Source organism: Vagococcus sp. QWL-13, from assembly GCF_058683555.1.
Genome location: NZ_CM178746.1, coordinates 1,569,234 through 1,589,184 on the forward strand (window position 1 = coordinate 1,569,234; position 19,951 = coordinate 1,589,184).

The 19,951-nt window shown below is 39.4% G+C and carries 19 protein-coding genes; 2 read left to right on the forward strand and 17 right to left on the reverse strand.

The window, feature by feature from the left end; all coding sequences use genetic code 11:
• Positions 1–155 precede the first annotated feature (155 nt).
• The 6 genes from AC4PHI_RS07310 to AC4PHI_RS07335 all read right to left on the reverse strand — a co-directional run bounded on the left by AC4PHI_RS07310 (position 156) and on the right by AC4PHI_RS07335 (position 5,618).
• On the reverse strand, positions 156–2,009 hold the full coding sequence (locus AC4PHI_RS07310; RefSeq protein ID WP_492199262.1) for an acyltransferase family protein: 1,854 nt from the start codon (positions 2,007–2,009) through the stop codon (positions 156–158).
• Between the two features lie 438 nt (positions 2,010–2,447).
• On the reverse strand, positions 2,448–2,669 hold the full coding sequence (locus tag AC4PHI_RS07315; RefSeq protein ID WP_492199263.1) for a YozE family protein: 222 nt from the start codon (positions 2,667–2,669) through the stop codon (positions 2,448–2,450).
• A complete protein-coding gene (msrA, locus tag AC4PHI_RS07320) occupies positions 2,659–3,180 on the reverse strand; it encodes a peptide-methionine (S)-S-oxide reductase MsrA (protein WP_492199264.1) in 522 nt (173 codons plus the stop codon). Before msrA ends, AC4PHI_RS07315 begins: the two co-directional genes overlap by 11 nt.
• Positions 3,181–3,182: 2 nt before the next feature.
• Positions 3,183–3,869, reverse strand: coding sequence for a YpmS family protein (locus tag AC4PHI_RS07325; RefSeq protein ID WP_492199265.1), 687 nt, complete (start codon positions 3,867–3,869; stop codon positions 3,183–3,185).
• 10 nt (positions 3,870–3,879) lie between these two features.
• Positions 3,880–4,716, reverse strand: coding sequence for an SGNH/GDSL hydrolase family protein (locus AC4PHI_RS07330; RefSeq protein WP_492199266.1), 837 nt, complete (start codon positions 4,714–4,716; stop codon positions 3,880–3,882).
• Positions 4,717–4,775: 59 nt separating this feature from the next.
• The gene (locus tag AC4PHI_RS07335) at positions 4,776–5,618 is read right to left on the reverse strand and encodes a DegV family protein (protein ID WP_492199267.1); all 843 of its coding nucleotides are present in this window, start codon (positions 5,616–5,618) and stop codon (positions 4,776–4,778) included.
• A gap of 127 nt (positions 5,619–5,745) precedes the next feature.
• Here AC4PHI_RS07335 and trhA point away from each other — a divergent pair, with 127 nt between their 5' ends.
• Complete coding sequence (gene trhA / locus AC4PHI_RS07340; RefSeq protein ID WP_492199268.1) at positions 5,746–6,390, forward strand: PAQR family membrane homeostasis protein TrhA; 645 nt, start codon at positions 5,746–5,748, stop codon at positions 6,388–6,390.
• 132 nt (positions 6,391–6,522) lie between these two features.
• On the opposite strand, the gene AC4PHI_RS07345 is transcribed toward trhA, so the two are convergent.
• On the reverse strand, positions 6,523–7,086 hold the full coding sequence (locus tag AC4PHI_RS07345) for a cob(I)yrinic acid a,c-diamide adenosyltransferase (protein ID WP_492199269.1): 564 nt from the start codon (positions 7,084–7,086) through the stop codon (positions 6,523–6,525).
• A gap of 320 nt (positions 7,087–7,406) precedes the next feature.
• Here AC4PHI_RS07345 and AC4PHI_RS07350 point away from each other — a divergent pair, with 320 nt between their 5' ends.
• A complete protein-coding gene (locus tag AC4PHI_RS07350; protein WP_492199270.1) occupies positions 7,407–8,300 on the forward strand; it encodes a LysR family transcriptional regulator in 894 nt (297 codons plus the stop codon).
• A gap of 298 nt (positions 8,301–8,598) precedes the next feature.
• Here the strand turns inward: AC4PHI_RS07350 and AC4PHI_RS07355 are convergent, their stop codons facing one another.
• The 10 genes from AC4PHI_RS07355 to AC4PHI_RS07400 all read right to left on the reverse strand — a co-directional run bounded on the left by AC4PHI_RS07355 (position 8,599) and on the right by AC4PHI_RS07400 (position 19,777).
• A complete protein-coding gene (locus AC4PHI_RS07355; protein WP_492199271.1) occupies positions 8,599–9,987 on the reverse strand; it encodes a GlmL-related ornithine degradation protein in 1,389 nt (462 codons plus the stop codon).
• On the reverse strand, positions 9,987–12,215 hold the full coding sequence (oraE, locus tag AC4PHI_RS07360) for a D-ornithine 4,5-aminomutase subunit OraE (RefSeq protein ID WP_492199272.1): 2,229 nt from the start codon (positions 12,213–12,215) through the stop codon (positions 9,987–9,989). The genes AC4PHI_RS07355 and oraE overlap by 1 nt, the downstream gene beginning before the upstream one ends.
• Entirely contained in the window at positions 12,212–12,577 is a 366-nt protein-coding gene (locus AC4PHI_RS07365) for an ornithine aminomutase subunit alpha (protein ID WP_492199273.1), read from the reverse strand. The genes oraE and AC4PHI_RS07365 overlap by 4 nt, the downstream gene beginning before the upstream one ends.
• 20 nt (positions 12,578–12,597) lie before the next feature.
• Entirely contained in the window at positions 12,598–13,998 is a 1,401-nt protein-coding gene (ortB, locus tag AC4PHI_RS07370; RefSeq protein WP_492199274.1) for a 2-amino-4-oxopentanoate thiolase subunit OrtB, read from the reverse strand.
• Between the two features lie 2 nt (positions 13,999–14,000).
• On the reverse strand, positions 14,001–14,297 hold the full coding sequence (ortA, locus tag AC4PHI_RS07375; protein WP_492199275.1) for a 2-amino-4-oxopentanoate thiolase subunit OrtA: 297 nt from the start codon (positions 14,295–14,297) through the stop codon (positions 14,001–14,003).
• Between the two features lie 27 nt (positions 14,298–14,324).
• Positions 14,325–15,383 carry a 2,4-diaminopentanoate dehydrogenase gene (ord, locus tag AC4PHI_RS07380; RefSeq protein ID WP_492199276.1) on the reverse strand — a complete coding sequence of 353 codons (1,059 nt, stop codon included), beginning with the start codon at positions 15,381–15,383 and terminating at the stop codon, positions 14,325–14,327.
• Positions 15,384–15,404: 21 nt separating this feature from the next.
• Positions 15,405–16,832 (reverse strand): amino acid permease, encoded by a 1,428-nt coding sequence (locus tag AC4PHI_RS07385; RefSeq protein WP_492199277.1) that lies wholly within the window; start codon positions 16,830–16,832, stop codon positions 15,405–15,407.
• Positions 16,833–16,907: 75 nt separating this feature from the next.
• Positions 16,908–17,987 (reverse strand): ornithine racemase Orr, encoded by a 1,080-nt coding sequence (gene orr, locus AC4PHI_RS07390; RefSeq protein WP_492199278.1) that lies wholly within the window; start codon positions 17,985–17,987, stop codon positions 16,908–16,910.
• 330 nt (positions 17,988–18,317) lie between these two features.
• Positions 18,318–18,851, reverse strand: coding sequence for a ClbS/DfsB family four-helix bundle protein (locus AC4PHI_RS07395; protein WP_492199279.1), 534 nt, complete (start codon positions 18,849–18,851; stop codon positions 18,318–18,320).
• Between the two features lie 206 nt (positions 18,852–19,057).
• A complete protein-coding gene (locus AC4PHI_RS07400; RefSeq protein ID WP_492199280.1) occupies positions 19,058–19,777 on the reverse strand; it encodes an LURP-one-related family protein in 720 nt (239 codons plus the stop codon).
• Between the last annotated feature and the right edge of the window lie 174 nt (positions 19,778–19,951).

Below are 19,951 nucleotides of genomic sequence, written 5' to 3' on the forward strand. Positions count from 1 at the left end.
ATATACAATGAATAAACAGCTCATCATTTTTGATATAAAACCTAGGTGTGTTTTATAAATTTATTATGTCAACTAGACCTCCTCTCTATCAAAAAAACCTTCAAAAGTTAGAATAATAATCTAACCTTTGAAGGACGGGCTTGCTACAGCTTAGTTTATTGTTTTTTCGTTTCATCTGAGTCTTTATTATCTGCCGGTTTATTCTCTGATTCCTCAGACTTCGGAGACTTCTTTTCTTTCAAGTCAATATTATACGCACTGCTGATAGTTTGTTCAATCAAATCCGTATAGGCTTGTGCTCCAGATGGATTGAGATGAACACCATCGCTTTCTAACAGACTCAAGTTCTCGGAAACATAGCTATGCCAATCTATTAGAAGGATATTATTTTTACTGTTCGCCGCATCTTTCAATATATTGTTGACTTGATTTTCCCAGTTGAACGGAATTTTAATTGTAATAAATGCCAACTGGGCGGGCGCAGTGTAGTCGATAAGCTCATCCAACTCTTTTTCGGAAAAAGGACCATTGGACCCTAATTCAAGAATAAGGAGAGTTTGTTCATCTAACTGATCCTTGTACTTTTCTTTAATGATTTCCCTGCCCTCTTCCAACTGTCTGCTGACTTTTCCATCGACGACAGTCCCCGGGAAACGACTTTCTATTTCCTGCTCGGCACCTAAAATGACCGAATCGCCAACGGCAAAAATTTGGTTGATTTTAGGCTTGACTTCTACGACGGACTCGGAAGTTTTTTTTGGCGGATCTTTTTTCACCACGATTTTTTCTTTTGCCTGAGTGGCCAATTCTTTATTAAAAAAATAATTCGTTCCGGAAATAATCCCCAAGAAAACCATGATGACCGCTCCATTTTTCAACAGACTTTTTTTATTGTCATGCCAATAAGAGCTGATTTCCGGTCTAATTTCCTTCAAACTAGATTTTCTGAAAGGTTTTTCAATCATTTCATAAGAAAAATGAGCCAGCAGAAAACTTAAAGTAATTTGTGACATCACCAGTATAATACGGAAATCTCCACCGATTCTTAAAGGAGTTGACAGAACGATGATCGGATAGTGCCAAAGATAAAGACTGTAGGACCGCTTGCCAATCCAACATAAAACCGGATGAGAGAATAATTTGCCTAAAGATGTCCCCGGATGAATAATAATAGCCAATAACGTCACTGTTATCAAAGCCACCAGCAGAAAGCCGCCCTGATACAAGAATGGTGTGAACTCCGTTACTGATACTACAGCTGCAGCCAGCAAGACTATCGCGAGCACACCGATAGCATCAAGAGCTGCCTTGGTGGACGGATGAGGGCTTTTATTCAAACGTTCATAAGGCCAGACAAAAGCTAAAAGACTGCCTAAAATAAGTGTGAAAACTCGGGTATCTGTCCCGTAATAGATTCGGTCGATTTTTTCTGGCTGATAAAGCAACAGCATTGTTAAAAAGGATACTGCCCCGATAGAGAACAAACCGTAAAAAAAATAGCGTTTACGCTTGAAAATATGATAAAAGAGCAAAATAATTACTGGGTAAAATAAATAAAATTGCCCTTCTACTGCCAAAGACCATAAATGTTTCAATGGTGTAGGTTCGGCAAAAAAATCTGCATAAGGAACTTCTTGAAAAATATACCACCAATTGCTTAGCAATGTAAGCCCCGCTGTATCCGCCTTTAGAACTGATTGGAAATGTTTAGGAATAAGAATAATTGCAAATAAAGTTGTGATGCTCAATAAAAAAAGCAGTGCGGGATATAATCGTTTCAGGCGTTTTTTCCAAAATAATTTCAAATCAATCGATTTTCTTCGCTGCCACTCCTTTAATAAAATAGTTGTGATTAAGTAACCCGATAGTACAAAAAATATGTCAACTCCAATGAACCCGCCATTGAAGAAAGGAATTCTGAAATGATATCCGAGAACCAGTAAGACCGCAAAAGCTCTCAGGCCGTCTAAACTTGTAATATAATTTTTATTTTTTTTATCTGTGTGCATCCATAATATTCTCCTTGAAAATATTCTATTTGTATCCCATGATTCATTCATGCATCTATTTAAAAAGATTTTTAGTCCGTCATAGCGTCCTTTAATTGTAATACATTTGTAATTATTTCGCAATAAAAAATACAAAAGAAATATAACCAAGGTTTTGTTTTTCATTTGTTATAGTTTTGTCATTTTTGTTACGTTGTGTTCGCTAATTTTGCACTATTTTTAGCAATAAGCTGTTTTAAACAGATCTAAAAAATCTTTACATGAAAACAAAATAAAAACGGATATTTGAGAAGCAATCAGATGGGTTGAATCTTTAAATGATTATCCATCTTTTCTGCCGTCTCAATATCCGTTTCAATCATTGGTTTTTAAAAGCGTCGATTCTTAAATAATACCTAGTTAAAAATCAGACAATCAATCGCTGACTGTCACAAAACATCATGAATTTTCTTCGTATTGCTGCCACAATGTATCAAAGTGATCCATACTCTCCACATAATTCACGCTATCCTCTAAATAACCGCTGATTTCATTGTATTCTGTAGAGAACTTGGGAAACTGGGAGTCTTGATAAATTGCTTCTGCCAAGAGTGCTAGAGCGTCTGGCATTTTTGGGTGACGCTTTGTTTGGCTGAACTGATAAAAACTTTTATTTTTCATGTTTCCATTTTTCCTCAATAAATTTTTCTCTCAAACCGCTGGATGCCCGATATCTGACAGGACTTTTCCGGTAAAAATCCTGATGGTATTCTTCGGCAGGATAAAAAGCTACCCGTGGTTCAATTGTCGTGACAATAGGTCGGTCAAATCGGCCGCTGAGTTGTAATTTCTCCCGACTTTTTTCTGCTATTGATTTTTCCTCTTCATTTTGGTAATAAATCACCGGCCGATAGCTGTCGCCTCGGTCTTGAAATTGACCAAAAGCATCCGTCGGGTCGGTCTGCTGCCAATATATTTCCACTAATTCCCCGTAAGAAATTACATCTGGGTCATAGGTGATTTCAACCGCTTCTGTATGTCCGGTCAAACCGGAACACACTTCCTCATAAGTTGGATTTTCTACATGCCCTCCAGTATAACCGGAGATAACTGAAATAATGCCCGGCTGTGTATCAAAGGGGTGCACCATGCACCAAAAACATCCGCCAGCAAATACTGCTGTTTGCGACATTGCTATTCCTCCTCTTTAGTATTATTGCCAGTACCTAAATCTAAATAAACACTCATGCGTATGTCATCATCCACTAAATTTATCCGGTCTGCCCTTAAATGAATGTTGTTTTCAATGACAAGCTGATCTAAATGCAGGATGATATGCTCTTTTTCAGGAACGATTTCCACCCAATCAGGCATATGAAATCCTGCCACTTGATTCATGACTTGTTTCACAGGTAGACCAAGGGCGCCGATAGAAACATTTTTAGCTTTCAGCTGGATATTACCGTCCTGCATCACATAGGGTTCAAAGTATAAAAAGAACTCCATGGGATAGCCTAACACTTTAAACGTTCCATTCAGCAATGCCTGATTCTCCAAGTAAAAGGTGTATTGAACACCAGAATCTTTCAGGAAATCATTCAAATAAAAACTGATAACTTTATTCAGCTGAGCTTTATTGGTTGAAATTTGAAAGCTGGGATCATCTGGCAAGACCAGCTGTTCTTGTGCCTTTTTAAATTCAACTTCTCTCGTACCTGTCACCCGTACGCCAATAAATATGAAAAATGCCAGAATGATGCCAAGCAAAGTGAGAAAAGCATATTGCCAAATGTTGTGTTTCTTAGAGTGGCCTTTTATCTTTTGGGAAGACTTTTTCAAGTCCGCCGAATTTTTTATCTCTTTAGATTGTTTCTCTTCCATGTTATTCCACCTATTCTTCCAGCCAGAGTTTAGTTGTACTCATCAATTTAAATTTAAACTCGTTTGCAATGATTTGATAGCCTAAATTATTCGGATGAAAGTTGTCTGCATCCGACAATAAATTATTGACACCTTCCTCGGAATCTTCGCTAGCTGTATTCATTCCGCTATAAATGTTTTCATTGATTGGTACAAAAAATACATTATCAAAAGCTTCAGCATTTTCCTCTGCCGTCAGATTCCATAAATCAACGATTTCCTGCATTTCAGTAATTTGACTAAAACTCAAATAGAAGGGATTATACACCCCTAACTGATAAATTGGGGCAGTTTTGTTATACTCTCTAATCAAAGTCAATAACTTTTCCAGATTTTTCTGATACTTTTCTTTGGGTTTATTAAAAGTTTCAAAATTAATGTCGCTAAACAAATCCGATTTGATGACTTTCATCAAATCATTGCCCCCCACTGTTAGTGTGATGAAGTCAGCCCTTGCCAAATCTTCCTGAATATTCTTGCTTTTTTTAATGCGTTTGATAATTTGGTCGCTACGGTCGCCGGACTTGCCATAATTCTCTGTTTCTACCAAATTTAGTTTAGCTTCCTCGCCCAACATGTCAGCCAGCAATGGCACAAATCCGCCAGACTCTGTTGAATCCCCCACTCCCTCGGTCAAGGAATCACCGATGGCCACTAAAAAAACCGCATCAGTTTGTTTTTCCGGTGGCTCTAAGGTTGCCATTAAATCTTTTTCGGCTGGAAAAACTTTCAAAAATATAAACATACTCACAATCAAACTGATAAAGAAAAATGCCAGGGAAACCGCATTCCGTTTAAAAATTTTCATTGATTCCTCTCCTTTCTTCGGATAAAAAAACAGATCAAACCAATGATCTGCCTTTATTGTTATTCTAAGTAAAGCATGATGGCAAATGCCCCTTCTCCAGTATGGGTGGCAACGATTGGCGAAGTATCCAACACTGGAATATGCACATTGGGAAACATCTCTTGCAACTCATTTTTAAATTTCAACGCTGTTTCCAGTCCAGCTGCATGAGAGATGCCTATTTTTTTCACATTACTTAATTTGCTGAGTTTATCTTTCTTCAATTCATCGAACCAGCGGTTAAAAGCCTTATTTCCCCGACCTTTACTCATGGTTTCCAGACCAGTATCCAGCAGTTGCATGACCACACGGATATTGAAGACATTTGAAAGGACACCAGTCGCCCGGCTGATGCGTCCCCCTTTAACTAAATTGTTTAAATTTGCCACTCCGATATAGAGCAGGGAATTTTTTTGTCCTTTTTCGATAGCTGCCAAAATGGTTTCGGCATCGGCCCCTTCATTGGCGAGCTCAGCTGCAGTTTCAACTAAAAATGCCAAAGATTGATCAGTGAAATGACTATCAATCACCGTCACTTTGCTTTTGGAAATCTGGCTGGCTTGTCTGGCAGCTTCCACCGTGCCGCTTAATAACCCAGTCAGGTGAAGAGAAATGATTTCAGACCCATCTGCTCCCAACCGGTCATAGACCTCAACAAACTCTCCTATTGGCGGTTGGCTGGTTTTAGGCAGTGCGGAGGCAGCAGCCATCATTTTCATGTATTCAGCCCCGTCAATGGCTGTATCTTTGTAAATCACATCATCTACCATGATAGACAAAGAAATAATTTCTACTCCTAAGGCCTGGGCAACCCCAGGTTCAAATTTAGCACTTGAATCTGTAACAATTTTTACTTTTGACATTTCATCAGTCCATCCTTTATAAAATCAATATTTTCATGTAAAATGATATACAAGGAAACTTTCCTAGTAATTATAACAGATATAATGCTCTTTTTCACTTAAAATAAACTTAGAAAGCAGGGATACGATGCAGCAAGTAAACTTTTCAAGAAAATACAACATCGTTAATGAAGTCTTCAATGCAGTGACGCACGGCATCGGCGCCGGCTTGAGTATTGCCGGACTGATCATATTATTAATCAAAGGAGCTAAAATGGGCTCTGCTATCCATGTGGTATCCTATGCAATTTATGGTTCCACCCTTATCCTGTTGTTTTTGGCATCCACGTTGTATCACAGCCTGATTTTTACAAAAGCAAAAAATGTTTTTCAAGTGTTCGATCACAGTTCCATCTACCTATTGATTGCCGGAAGCTACACCCCCTATTGTCTCACGATTATTGGAGGGGCACTTGGCTGGGTACTCTTAGGCTTAGTTTGGGCACTTGCCATTGCAGGCATCGTTTATAAATCGATTTTTCTAAAGAAAAAGGGAAAGGCCGACGTTGTCTTATACATCCTGATGGGTTGGATTTGTCTGATTGCTTTCAAGCCATTATTAGATGGTCTCGGCACAGGAGGGATTTTGCTTCTTGCAGGCGGCGGTGTTGCATACACGATCGGCGCAATTTTTTATAGTTTGAAGCGGCTTAAATTTATGCATGTAGTCTGGCATTTCTTTGTACTTTTAGGTGCAGGACTGATGTACTTTTCGATTTTATTTTATACTTAGAAACGTGTTTATGTGAAAGTATATCTTTTAATAATGAAACACTTGAAATTGCGGAAGCAATCACTGCTTCCCACAGTTTCAAGTGTTTTTTTTATTTTAATTCTTCTGTGGCAAGTCCCCTATCGAAAAGTGTTAATTGCGGAAAACTTTTCCGCCCCGCTCATAAAAAATGTCTTGTTTCCCGTAAAAATGGTTGACGTAACGGGCGGCAACAAAGAAAAAATCTGACGAACGATTTAAAAATCTCAAAGCATCTTCATTGATTTTTTCTTCTGCCAAAATAGCCACAGTTTCCCGTTCTGCCCGCCTAATAGTAGTTCGGCAAATGTGAAGTTGGGAACTCAAAGGATGTCCCCCAGGGATAATAAACTTTTCGATTGGCGGCAGTTTTTCAGTATAAAAATCAATTTTTTCTTCTAACCACTCCACGCTTTCTTTTGACAAGCGGTATGTTTCTGCCGCAGCGGGTGTCGCCAAATCAGTACCGGCATCAAATAAATAGTGTTGAATGGCTGACAATTCTTCGAATAAATCCGGCATTTCTGATTGGGACATTGAGCTAATTGCTGAGCCGATAAAAGAATTGGCTTCATCTACTGTTCCGTAAGCTTTGACACGCGGATTATTTTTTAAAACTCTTTCCCCACCGATGATGGAGGTCTTACCTTTGTCTCCACCCTTTGTATATAATTTCATAGTCATCTCTCCTGTTTAAATTTTTATGCAAGATTACAAAAGACGTTATTGTTATCTACGTTAATTAAACTATAATTATGTTATTTATAAAAACCTTATTGTTAATGTTGTGTTTTTATTAATAAATACATCCGCCAAACAAACGTTTATATCATGGCTATTTATTAAAACGTAATGATTTTATTTTTAGTTAAAAACAGATGAAGGTAAATTAAGTTTAGTTATTTTAATCCGTTAAATAACTGTATTTATTTTGGATTAAATGATATATTTACGTTGGTACTAAAAGCGAACTCAAACCATTAGGAGGTGATTTGATTTTGGAAATCAGAACATTGCAAACGTTTCAAGTAGTTGCTCAAGAATTAAATATGACTAAAGCTGCCCAAAAACTAAACTATTCCCAACCTACGATTTCAAAACATATCCAAAGTCTTGAAACTGAAATAGGCACCACACTGTTGGAAAAAAAAGACGGCAGATATCTTCTCACTTTGGCAGGCGAAGAACTTTTGAAACATTCGACCAATATTTTAAGAGAGGTCAATCTTTTAAAGAAAATTCGGCCTGAACATGGAGAAAAATATAAAATGCGTATCCAAGGACATGATTACTATCTGTTTCATTATTTTCTGCCTGTCCTCAAATCGGTGGCGGCAAAATTTCCCACTGCCTCTTTCCAGTTAGATGGGACAAACAATGAAACAGTCGTCCAACGTATCATACGAAATGAAATCGATTTAGGTATCGTTTCCGGCAATATCGTCTCATCAGATTTGCTTTATGAAAAAATCGGTTCTGAAGCAACAGCCCTTTGTATTTCTTCCGAACTTTTTAAGGAATCTATTGATTTAGAACACTATCTGGAAAAATACCCTATTGTTATCGATAAAACCGAAAAATATTCTTATGACAGTTTTTTCTTAAAAAATGTTACAACCCCGACACTTATCGACTGCAGCAGCGATGAAGTTGTTCAGGAAGCTATTTTAAATGAAAAAATGATAGGTATCGTCAGGACAGGAAGATTGAGTAAATATATTGAATCGGGAGAAATCAAAGTACTAAAACCATTGACTCGAAGCGAACCTATCCATATCGTGATGAATGCCAATCGTCTGGATAATAAATATATCACCCAGGCTTTCAACGCTATCTGTTACCGATTCAAAAAAAATCAACCTGTTCTCCGTGATTTGACTTGGAAAAAATAAACAACAGTCTAAACCACTGTTTAGATTGTTGTTTAAATTTTTCGCCTGACCTCATTTCAATCATTCTTCCAAAATCCTCATTGTCTGTCCGTCGGTTTGTTGGCCCTAGTATCCAATCAAGATTGACTATCACAAAATCAATGCTGATGATTTGAATCACTTCTTTTAATTTTTTGATAAACGATAAAATACTGATGCTTCCGTCAGACTGTTTAAGATTGGTGTCCTATTCTCAGGAACAAGCATGCCATTTAATACATATCAATGGACGAATCTAAAGAGGAATTCAAAAATGGAATCACTCATCGGAAGAAGCAATTTTTGTGGGCAAAGACATATCCAATGAGCTTTCCAAAAGTTTTAAAGCAGCAGCTTTATATTTATATGCCAATACACCGAGAGAAGCCAAAATATATTGCCGATCCAATAAAATCGTTACATCACCAGCCGGGAGCAGCATATCCTTGGTTTTTTCTTTTTGTACGATTTTTTCTAAAATCTTTTTACCATCTGCCAATTGAGTCAGTGCGCCTCCTGTGCCAATAATATATTGTATCCTTGTCAAGTCCTTGCCTTGAGCCAAGGTTGCTCTGCCGCTTGGGCCATAAACATGACGCAACTTTCCTGCATGTCTATAAACAGCTGTTAAGGTCGCTGCTTCCGTCAATCTTAGAATAAATCTTTTTTCTTCCTCTGTCCGGGGGATAAATTGATAGTTGCCCAAGATGGTGTCCACATCGAACCCTTCTTTTTCCAAAACCTCTTTTCCTACAATGTCAATCACATTCTGACTGTTGACGTACATCCCTAAATCACCCTCAACGGTCCGTTTGGCCACCGGTTCCGGTGCTACTTGTATCCGTGAAATAGCTTCATTGCCTTCGGTAACGGAGTGGACATCGGTTGTTGCCCCGCCCACATCAATTACCAGAACGTCGCCGATTCTCTCGTAAATCAGTTTGCACATATTCATGACCGATGCAGGGGTCGGTGTGATGGTCTCATTTACCAGATCGTAAACATGGCTCATACCTGGCGCGTGGACAATGTGGCTTTCAAAAACTTTTTGAATCACTTTTCTTGTAGGTTCCACATTTAGTTCGTCAATTTTAGGGAAAACATTCTCCACGACAAACAATTCTTGTTGGCTTCCTTCAAAAATCAGCTTTATTTCTTCATCGTTTTCAATATTCCCTGCGTAAATCACGGGTATTTTCAAATTTAACTCTAAAATTTTTTCCCCGTTATCCAGGGCGGTCTCTCTTTCCCCATAGTCCACACCGCCAGCCAGTAAAATAATATTAGGATTGATTTCCTGGATTTTTTTTAAGTCTGTCCGACGCAGTTTTCCTGCGGTCACAAAACGGACAATTGCCCCTGCTCCGAGAGCTGCTTCTTTTGCAGCTCTCGCAGTCATATCAAAAACTAAACCATGGACAGTCATTTTCAATCCGCCGGCAGCACTGGAAGTGGCAAACATCTCATCGTAATGCAAATCTTTGACACCTAGAATATTTTTTAAATCATTGATACTATTTTGCAGACCAATTCTAACATCTCCTGCTTCCACACTGGTCGCAGCCTGCCCTTGACCGATAAACTGAGGATTTTCTGAATGAATGTGATGAAAAGCATTGACAACTGTTGTTGTTGAACCAATTTCAGCTACCAGTACATCCACTTTCATTAAGCATCTTCTCTTTCCATGTTTCTTCTTTTCTCAACTAACGCAGTGGCTACTTGCTGACCGTTGCTGCCCCGGCCAAAGGCAGCATCCATATTGTATTTTCCGGTTGCGATTTCAGGCACTACTTGTGTGCCTCCTGCCATAATCATCAACTTGTGGCGTACTCCTTTTTCCACTGCCAAGTCATTGATTCTTTTCATGTTTTTATAATGAATATCGTCATGACTGATGATCGTTGAAGCCAAGATGCCGTCAGCATTTAATTCGATGGCAGCATCCACGATTTTTTCAACAGGCACACTTGTTCCGAGATAGTGGACTTCGATACCGTATTTCTCGATGCCTCCATGCTTGATATCAATGATTTCACGAAGTCCCACTGAATGTTCATCTTCACCCACTGTCCCCGCTACTAAGACCATTTTCTTGCGCTTGATGTCTTCACGAATCTCGTCATCAGACATGATTACAGGCTCTTCAGGGATGATTAAATCATTTTTATCGATGGTAAATGGCACCCGTCCTTTGAGTTCGATTCGTGTGCCTTCAGCGTATTGCATGACTTCTTTATTGATGACTTCTGCATCTGTCAGTCCCATCTTTTCAGCCATTTCTAAAGCGGCAAACTCTGCCACCCGTGCTGATTCAGGAATCATCATTGTCAGCAGGATGATTCCGTCTCCTTGCCATTCTGCTTCTGGAACGATTAAGCCTTTCTCACGCATGTCCTTTGTTTCTTCCAAACGGATATTGACATTATCATTTTCATCCAACTCGTCAATGAAAATGATTTTTTCCGGTTTCTCGAGAGTAGAGCCGTTAATTAATTTTGCAGGGTCTTCTTTAGCGCTTGGGTCGTACTGCTCGACATTATTGTAACCAAAATGGGCAGTTACCGGCGCCATGTAATCCTCATCACGCTCGTAAACTGTTCCTTCTCCCACGCCCCCGTTGATTTTTCTGGAAATGCCGTCCTCATTACGTTCAGGGAAATTACCCGAGTCTACAAAAAACGCATCTTCTACTGCCTGGAAATAACCGCCGTCTTTAATGATGGCTTCCATAAATAAAACTGACCGCTCTTTGATTTCTCTAGCTTTTTCTCTCAGAGGTCCATCCTCTTTCAAATCAAGCATTTCATTTAAGCCGTCCAGTCCCTGAAAGACTTGTTTGGCAGTATCCACCGCTTCGATATTATAAATATGCCATGGCACGTTTCTTCCTTCATCTGGAGTGATGGTAGATTGAATGTCTGCACTTGTCAATTTGGAAATCAACAAGTTGAGCACGTGAGTCACTGTTGCTTCCCGAGTAGAAGCTTCCATGTATTTCGTGTTTTGCTGTGCCCTCATCCGATAGTCGCTGAAAAACTCTCTCAAAGCTACTGCGTAAGGCAAATCCAGATACATGGACGGTGCAGGCGGTGCAGTAGGCGGCACCGTAGACAGACAAATATTTGATTTCTCCATTCCTACTTTATAAGAAAATGCGGAGTTGATTCCATGCTGAACGATTAGTTCGGGCATCACTTTCCATGCTTCCCTTGCTGTTGCATTGGCATTATGGGCCCCGTCAATTTGTGCAATTCCTGCCCAAGCCATTACCTTTTTTGATTCACAAGCATCTACAAATGAACGAATCATATTGATGTTACGGTACAAAACATTATACTGGGGATCTTGATGGGCGCCATTGACGCCTTCCTCGGCAAACATCACCGCAACTTCCGGCCCGGCAATCCCTGAAACATAGCTATGGTAATTAATTGGCCGACCTACTTCATCTTCAATGGCATCTAATGCTTTCCTTTGAGCTCGCACTTGTTTACGAGTGATGGGAATGCCCCCGGTCCCTTGTGGTGTACCTTCGATTAGACCGTCAAAATGAGACTGCCCTGCTGTCCGTATCACCATGATATGGTCTGCTCCGTGCCATGCCGCCATACGCATACGCCTGATATCGTCTTCAAAACGTCCAGAGGCTATTTCTGTCGTAATCGTAGACGTTCCTTGCGGGTCAATATTATTAAAATATTTTGCTGAAGGTAAAGGAACCGATTGTTTCAAAGATTCCGCCATGTCTTTATATACGAATTTATGCATTTGATAGTTTGGCACAGGGGTCCGCCAAACCCATTCTTTTCTTCTTGGATGATAATTTTCAAGGTCGGCTAAAATCTCATTGATATTAAGTTTTTTATTTTTGTCTAATTTAATACTTTCAGTCATTCGCTTTTGCCTCCTTTGAAAATGTCATTCACCTGATCCCATAATTCTCCTTCATAGAGTTTCAGACCGGCTTCGCGAATCTCCAGATTATTTTCTTTAGCCACGCGATAGACGATATGTCCAGCACCTTTGCCGATTAGATTTTGAGCTAAAACCAGCTCAACGATTTTTGCGGCTTCAACAGATGAGAAACCCATACGCAAAAGAATCGAACGCTCTATTGACGGAGAAGTATATTTCCTTCCCATCTCAAGCAAAGGTTCAACTATTTCTTCAGCCAATTCCCAAAAACGTGTTTTCAATTCTTCATCAGTTAAATTTGCAAGATGTTTTCTTTCTTCTTCAAATTTAATGTTTTCCATAATTCTTACGCTTCCCCTCTCTACAACTCTGCAATAATCTTTTTCACCAGCGAGACATTGCTTCTTGTTTCTTCAGCTAAAAATTCTAATTCTTCAGCGGATAACTCTCGGTCTATTCCCTTGACGGCATTTTTTACAAAAGATTTTCTCAGATAAGCCAAGTCTAAATCTTTCACACTGATTTGTGCAGGGGATGACGGCAAGATGATATTTTTACCGGCAATCTCCTCCTGAGGGTCTCCAAATCTGACATCAATACCGTTGTCCCTTGCAAATGATAACTGAGGTTGAACGCTTTTTCCGGCACCAGTATATTCAGTTTCCTGAACTAAAATCAACTGGTCTTCATCCATCTCCTGTGCAAGAGCAAATGCAGCTGCAAGGGAGGTGTTTCCTGCAGGCCCTTTTTCCAACCCTTCCAAATTTGCTAAGGCTTCAGTGATAAAGAAGACTTCCCCTTGTTTCACCAGCACATAGCGGTCCATATAGCGCAGAGGGCGGGCTGCTGATCTTGGAACGTCGGAACGATCTGGACCAGTAGTAAACGGTACGCCAAACCCCGTGTGACCCGTAGTAAATGATTTGCGGTTGAAATCAGTATCAGAAGCCATATGCAAACCGCTTAAATCTACGCTGGCACCTACGATTTGTGTCGATGTGTTTCCGGCCATGCTCATTCCCCGTGCCGTTCCAGTCAGATTGCCTCCTCCAGCATTCGTAGCGACAACCACATCAGGCTGACGGCCCACCTTTTCATCAAATTGTTGGACGATCTCTGCACCTAAAGTTTCGATTCCAGCGATGCCGAAAGGGGTATATAAAGAAGCATTAAAATACCCGGTTTCTTCAAGAAGCAGCAGAAATTTATAAAATAATTCAGGTCCCACTGTCAATTGTACGACCTCGGCACCAAGAGCTTCACATTTTCGCGCCTTCTCTACGATTTCCGGCTGCCCTACTCCCTTGGAATCAAAGCATTCCTGAACAACGATACACTTTAACCCCAGCTTAGCGGCATGGGCTGCCACAGCTGCACCGTAATTTCCCGATGTGGCTGTTACCACACCTTTGTAGCCAAGTTTTTTAGCGTGATAAACGGAGATGGTCGCACGTCTGTCTTTAAAACTGCCTGAAGCGTTAGCCGCTTCATCTTTAATAAATATCCGTGCCCCTTTGCCTGCCGGAGCATATTTCCGAGCGAGTGCGGTTAAATTACTCAACTCGACGATTGGTGTGCTGCCAACACCAAGTTTGCTTTGAATCTGGACCATTTCGTCCAAACCATACCCGGCTTCAGCCATCATTTTTTCGTAATCAAAAGCAATACCTTCAGATTCAAATTCATCATAATCGATTTGAATGGAATTTTTCATGATACTGTTTCTTCTCGCCATTACAGCTTCATAGCTTTTATCTAACAATGCTACTCACCTCCAAAGAGTTCTTTTTGTACTATTCTGTCGATTTCCAATATCTCCGGAACAAAATTACCGAAACTGTGGGTGTAAGTTGGAAAAACTTCTACCAGGATGCCTGTTTCCTTGCGGCCAGTTACCGTCTTAATGGCTACAAGCTCATTCAGCTCGCTGTCTTCTTCCAAATATCCCTTGACCCACATCTCCAGGGGAACTTTTTTTGTGTCTTCCGGAACTTGGGGAGCTCTTTGTTCGGCGGTCAAAATAGTCGAATGAATCTTAACCCAGTCTCCTTTTTTTGCCATGTTTCTTCCTCCTTTATTTCTCGCGATTTATTTAACTATTTTTGCATCAGGGTGGATTTGGTCACGAAAATCTCCTAAGATGGCCCGCGGAATTGGCAAATCGATCATAGTCACCAAACCTGGACGAGCATTGATGGTTTGAGGAATCATATTCACACACATTGCTATCGTCCCAATACCCCCTTCAACCTCGGGAGAACCGACCATGTTGACTTTTGGTGTTCCTTCGATAATCACGTAATCCCCTGTGTTGACTCCCACTTGTTCCGGCTCGATTTGTTGGGGATGGTCCATTTCGATAATTGTTTTGCCGTCTTTTTTAGCAAATGCTTTCATTGAAACACCGGCAACTTCTCCAGCCTTAGCCTCTCCGTGGGGGGCTTTCCTGTCAACATCTGTTACGATTGGTTCCATATTTTGTTCGATTTCATCAATTTCCCATCCAAGACCTTCAACAATCAAACCAATTGATTCAGGAAAGCCGACATGGCCTGATAGAGACCCGTCTTTTTTCCCGTTTTCAAACTCTTCCACTGTGATTCCGATACCCTGTTCTTCCATCACTGCTTGACCGAATGGAGATAAAGAATTCACACGCCGGGAAGTGATATGTTTGATGTCCGTGCAAGCACCGGTCAGCACCAAAACTAAAGTATCCATGATTAGACCTGGATTCACTCCCGTGCCAAGGACCGAAACGCCGTTTTCTTTTGCCAATTCATCAATTTTTTCAGCAAGTTCGGGACTTTGAGCCTTTGGGTAAGCCATTTCCTCTGCCGTGGTGATGACATTCATCTTGTTTTCTATGATTAATCTAATTTTATCGAAAGCTTTGGCAGTAAAGGAATCTGTGCAGAGTAAAACAACGTCGGCAGCTTTTTTAGTGATTGTTTCTTCCACGGTGCCGATGTGTATATTTTCATTGCCGGGAAATTCTTTGCCTAAAATTTCGAAAATCGGTTTACCGACTTTATTGCCGATATCGATGGCGCCAACCACATCCACACCTTTTTTCTGCATCAAGACTTCCGCCATTCCGCTGCCCATTGCCCCCATACCCCAGATGATTACTTTTACATTTTTCATTTATGAATCCCCTCTCTTTTTCTACTCTTTTTGACTATCTTTCAGCAAATCATGCTCCACAACTTTATTTTTATATTTTGCCCAAAAACTGGAAATTACAAACAATCCGATAAACACTGGTGCGCCAGTAGTCAACGATGCCCTCTGGGTTGGGTCAAAGACCATTCCAGTGGCAACTAAAATACATAATATGACTAAGGCAATAGGTATAAATGGAAACAGTGGAATCTTATATTTCAAATCTGCTAAAGAATGGCCTCGGTTTACGAAATATTTTCTAAACTTCACTGCACAGACACCGGTAATAGCATAGACAACTAATTCTGCTGATCCTATAAACGATGTCAGGAAAAGATAAACCACATCAGGAGAAATAAAACTGGCTGCCACAGCAAAGCACGCAAAGACCATCGTTACCAATAACGCATTCATCGGAACTCTTCTCTTATTGATATGCCCGACAAATTTTGGTGCCTGTTCATAGTGCCCCATGGACCATAGCATTCTGACTGCTGAATAAGCATGAGCGTTGGCAGACGATAAAGCCGAAGAAACGATAATCAAGTTTACGATGATTTCGGCGGAACGGATGCCGGCGGATTTGAACACATAGGCAAAAGGACTTCCTAGTAAATCTGCTTCTCTCCAAGGCAGTAAGGCAACCAAAACAAACAACGTTAAAAAGTAGCTGATAACAATACTCAACACACTGGTTCTGATAGCTTTCGGCAAATCTCTGCCGGGATTTTCGCTTTCCCCAGCCGCAGTGGCAAACATATCAGCCCCGCTGTAAGCAAATACCGCAGTCATCATTGACATCAAAATAGGAACGAAGCCCGTAGGAAACAGACCGCCATCGTTGGTGAAATTCGACAAGCCTACCGGTTCATCTCCTATTAAACCGGTAATCATTCCCAATCCGACGATAATAAATACCACAATTAAAATAATTTTTAAACTACTGAACAGAAAAGAACTTGATCCGTATTTATCACTTTCTGAAGCATTTAAAACGAAAAGCAAAAAACCAAATCCGACAATCCAAACAATTCCCGGAACATCAGGAAAAACATTTTTCATCATGATTGAAGAAGCTACCAACTGGGTTGGAACTGTGACTGCCAGTTGCAACCACTTGACCCAGCCGACAGTAAAGCCAGCACCATACCCTAAAAATTGAGAGGCGTAAGCTTGAACATTCCCAGAAACAGGCATTTGCACTAACATCTCCCCCATGCTGACCATCATAAAATACATGATGACCGCACCAAAACCGTATGCGACAAATAATCCGCCTGGACCTGCCTGTTGCAAAACGTAACCTGTTCCCAAAAATAATCCGGTCCCTATCGTTCCTCCAACACTCAGCATAGCCACATGATGGGATTTCATCCCTCTTTTTAACTCCACATTGGATGTGTCTTCCGAAGTACTTTTAATTTCTGCCATCAAAATCTACCTTTCTTTTGGTATTTGTAAAAGAAAATTAACCAAATAATTTGATATAAGTTGTGTGTACATCATCTATGAACAATAAAACTCCTTAGCTACATACTGACTCGTAAAACAACTTAAAAGAGAGCCGTAATCTAAGTTAAAAACTATTTTGTCACCCACTTGATAATTCCTGTTGGTGCGGGTCAAATCCAAAATCAAATGATCTGAACTCGCTCCCAATATGACGATGGTTTGATCTTGGGGATAGATAGCTGTTTCAGAGACGTCTTGTTTGCCTAGAGCAACAATACCTCGCAGCATCACACCCTTATCTTCAAAAGTTGGCGAGTGTCCAAAGGCATCGACACCGATTTTACCAGTGGGAAGAGATGGTTTTTCTTTTACCTCAATCAACTCTGCTTCCAGTTTAAAAACATCTTGGTTCATACCCGGTACATCTTTTCCAAAAGCTGTCTCTTTCCCAAGTACTAGTGCCTCTCCAATCCTTAAATTATTGATTCCGTCAGGGATGTTTTGCGTCTTATCATCAATCAAATATAAGGAACTGGAATTTCCGCCCGAAATCATTTCCAATTTGTAATTTAAAAGTTCTTCAATTTTATTTTTGTAATATAGCAATTTCTCTAAATTTTTTTCCTCTGGAATGACTGCCCCATAACAAGTTAAATTAACACCTATTCCGATAATCTGAATATGTGATAATTTATTGATTTGTTTTACTGCATCCAGCAAATCTTTTTCGTAATAGAACCCTTCTCTTAAATCTCCCAGATCTATCATTAGGAGAATCTGATGTGTTTTATTGATTTTCTTTGCAGCATCATTTACCAAATTAATCGTTTTCATTTCTGAATGAAAGCTGATATCCGCATATTTGACCACATCTTCAACTTCACTAGGCATGCAAATCCGAATTAAAATTTTCTTTTTTGTCGATTGTTTATAGCTTTTCAAATTTATGATTCGTGAATCGCCAAAATAGTCGATACCTTCACATTTTTCAAATACTTCCATCATTTTGGGGTGAGCAGAAAAAACTTTAGTTACTGCGGTAAATGACAGCCCTGATGCGTTTAGTTTGTGTGACATAAATTCAAGATTTTGACTTAATTTCCCTGTGTCAACTCTGATTTTGGGATAACTCAATCGATTTACCTCCTTTCAATTTTTTAAATGATTGACCACCCAAATCATAATATGATTTTTTTGAGAAAATATTCTAAAATCGAATAGTTACTATTCATTTCTGAAAGCGTTTTTATTTGTGAAGTTGTTAGATGCATTTCATTTTTTATTCTTTATATCCTGAAAAATCAGTGCGGCACAACTCTGAACTTAGAAAATCCTGCATGATTTCACACAAAAAAAGCATACATTCAGAAGTATCAATTCTTCTGAATGTATGCTTTTCACAATTTTACAATAATAATGTTGTTCAATCTCACTAATAGTACATCTGCTTACCGAAAATCTGATTTATGCTAAAGACTTTTTATACCTTCGAATTTTTTTCATCGCCCAATCATAGTGACTGGCTGTAGTTGAAACGAAATAACTGCCTAATGTGCTGCCGCCCACCCAATCATAAACACCTTTTGAAAATAACTGATCATTGGAAAACTGTTCGAGCAGCTCCATGACTTCTTTGTGACTTTCAACAACTAACGCCATAGCTTCAGTAAAAGGCGTTTTTTGATATTTCTGCCAAAACTCAACGTTCATAGCGCCGTATGTTCTCCAGTTGTAACCTTCCAGCAAAAATGGTTTTTCTTGTCCTTGCGTATTGCTGGCAACCCATTCCAACAAAAGTTTATGCCATTCATGCAAATGAATCAATATGTCGCGGATATTTTTGTCCCTCTTCCAATGAGCTTCTTTATCTTTAGAAACATCAAAAGAAAAATCATTGGTTTGCTCCTCTTCAGAAAGTACTAAAATCATTTTTGTCATTTTTTGGTATTTATCATCTGAGGCGGAGATTAAGTCTTGTTTTGTTGTCGGTCTAGCCATTCCTTTCATCCTCTCATAATAATATTTACTTTGGCCTAAAAGAATATGGAAGAAATAATTATGCGGATAAAGCCGCCATCTTTAAATCTTCATATTTTAGTATAAACCCTTACCTTAGGGCCGAGTCAATGCTGGCAGATGAAATTGCACATAACCGCATAGAGTTGATCTTGCCTAAACAAGATGGGATTAACCAAAAAGTTAAATCATAGTTGTTTTAAATCAATCACATTTCTTTCTTCTCCATAAGCTAAAGCTGCTAAGAAAACAAAAGAAATCACCAGTCGCTCCAACTGTTCGTCTAAAATATTAATATCAAAAGAAAAATCTATCTCTTTAGTCACCGAAACATCTGCAATTTTTTCACCATTTCTAAAAATGGCAAATTCATCTCCTAAAAAGCTCCCTTCTAGCGTTAGTCCTTCCCCTTTTATCTTGTAGATACTCTTTAGTTGTATCATATCTTTAATAATCGAGATTTCCTGCCAAGAATTAACTTTAAGAAATAGTCTAGGTAAATCGAATCCTCCGAGACTGTATCGTTTTCTTTTAACAGTGCCTACTTGCTGATTACGACTGTCTTCAATGACATATTTTCTTTGTGTGGGTATAGCTGCAGTTGTCTGTTTCATAGAGTAACGGATATTTTCTGCTTCATCAACGGCCTGAAAATAATCTCCTGTTTTTTTCACCTTGACCTTCATTCCGATAGTATCTTTTAGCATCTCTTTATCCTCCCTCAATAATTTATCAAGAGAAACGCCATATAAATCACTGATCAAAAGAATGGTTTCTATGTCTGGAACGTTTCTTCCTACCTCCCAGCTAGAAACGGTTGAACGGGAAACATTTAATAAACTGCCAAGATGTTCTTGCGTCCATCCCTTTTTTTGCCGTTCTTCTTTAATCTTTTTGCCAATGTTCATGATAGCCACCTCTCATATCAATTATCTTATGGGACATACAAATAACTCCAGCCACTTTTCGTAGAGTTGCCAAAAAATCATGATACGTATCGTATCTTATATTTTTCTCCCTTGATTTAGCAACTTCTTCTTTTATCTTATACTTATTCGGAAGGCAAGTCTATATTTTTTGAT

Excerpts from the sequence above, each read along its gene's own strand:
- AC4PHI_RS07345 (WP_492199269.1), bottom strand. The coding sequence starts at position 7,086 with ATGAAATTATATACAAAGGGTGGAGACAAAGGTAAGACCTCCATCATC.
- AC4PHI_RS07330 (WP_492199266.1), bottom strand. The coding sequence starts at position 4,716 with ATGAAAATTTTTAAACGGAATGCGGTTTCCCTGGCATTTTTCTTTATC.
- ortA (WP_492199275.1), bottom strand. The coding sequence starts at position 14,297 with ATGGCAAAAAAAGGAGACTGGGTTAAGATTCATTCGACTATTTTGACC.
- trhA (WP_492199268.1), top strand. The coding sequence starts at position 5,746 with ATGCAGCAAGTAAACTTTTCAAGAAAATACAACATCGTTAATGAAGTC.
- ord (WP_492199276.1), bottom strand. The coding sequence starts at position 15,383 with ATGAAAAATGTAAAAGTAATCATCTGGGGTATGGGGGCAATGGGCAGC.
- AC4PHI_RS07365 (WP_492199273.1), bottom strand. The coding sequence starts at position 12,577 with ATGGAAAACATTAAATTTGAAGAAGAAAGAAAACATCTTGCAAATTTA.
- AC4PHI_RS07385 (WP_492199277.1), bottom strand. The coding sequence starts at position 16,832 with ATGGCAGAAATTAAAAGTACTTCGGAAGACACATCCAATGTGGAGTTA.
- AC4PHI_RS07395 (WP_492199279.1), bottom strand. The coding sequence starts at position 18,851 with ATGGCTAGACCGACAACAAAACAAGACTTAATCTCCGCCTCAGATGAT.
- oraE (WP_492199272.1), bottom strand. The coding sequence starts at position 12,215 with ATGACTGAAAGTATTAAATTAGACAAAAATAAAAAACTTAATATCAAT.
- AC4PHI_RS07325 (WP_492199265.1), bottom strand. The coding sequence starts at position 3,869 with ATGGAAGAGAAACAATCTAAAGAGATAAAAAATTCGGCGGACTTGAAA.
- AC4PHI_RS07315 (WP_492199263.1), bottom strand. The coding sequence starts at position 2,669 with ATGAAAAATAAAAGTTTTTATCAGTTCAGCCAAACAAAGCGTCACCCA.
- AC4PHI_RS07400 (WP_492199280.1), bottom strand. The coding sequence starts at position 19,777 with ATGAACATTGGCAAAAAGATTAAAGAAGAACGGCAAAAAAAGGGATGG.
- AC4PHI_RS07310 (WP_492199262.1), bottom strand. The coding sequence starts at position 2,009 with ATGCACACAGATAAAAAAAATAAAAATTATATTACAAGTTTAGACGGC.
- msrA (WP_492199264.1), bottom strand. The coding sequence starts at position 3,180 with ATGTCGCAAACAGCAGTATTTGCTGGCGGATGTTTTTGGTGCATGGTG.
- AC4PHI_RS07355 (WP_492199271.1), bottom strand. The coding sequence starts at position 9,987 with ATGAAAGTGGATGTACTGGTAGCTGAAATTGGTTCAACAACAACAGTT.
- AC4PHI_RS07335 (WP_492199267.1), bottom strand. The coding sequence starts at position 5,618 with ATGTCAAAAGTAAAAATTGTTACAGATTCAAGTGCTAAATTTGAACCT.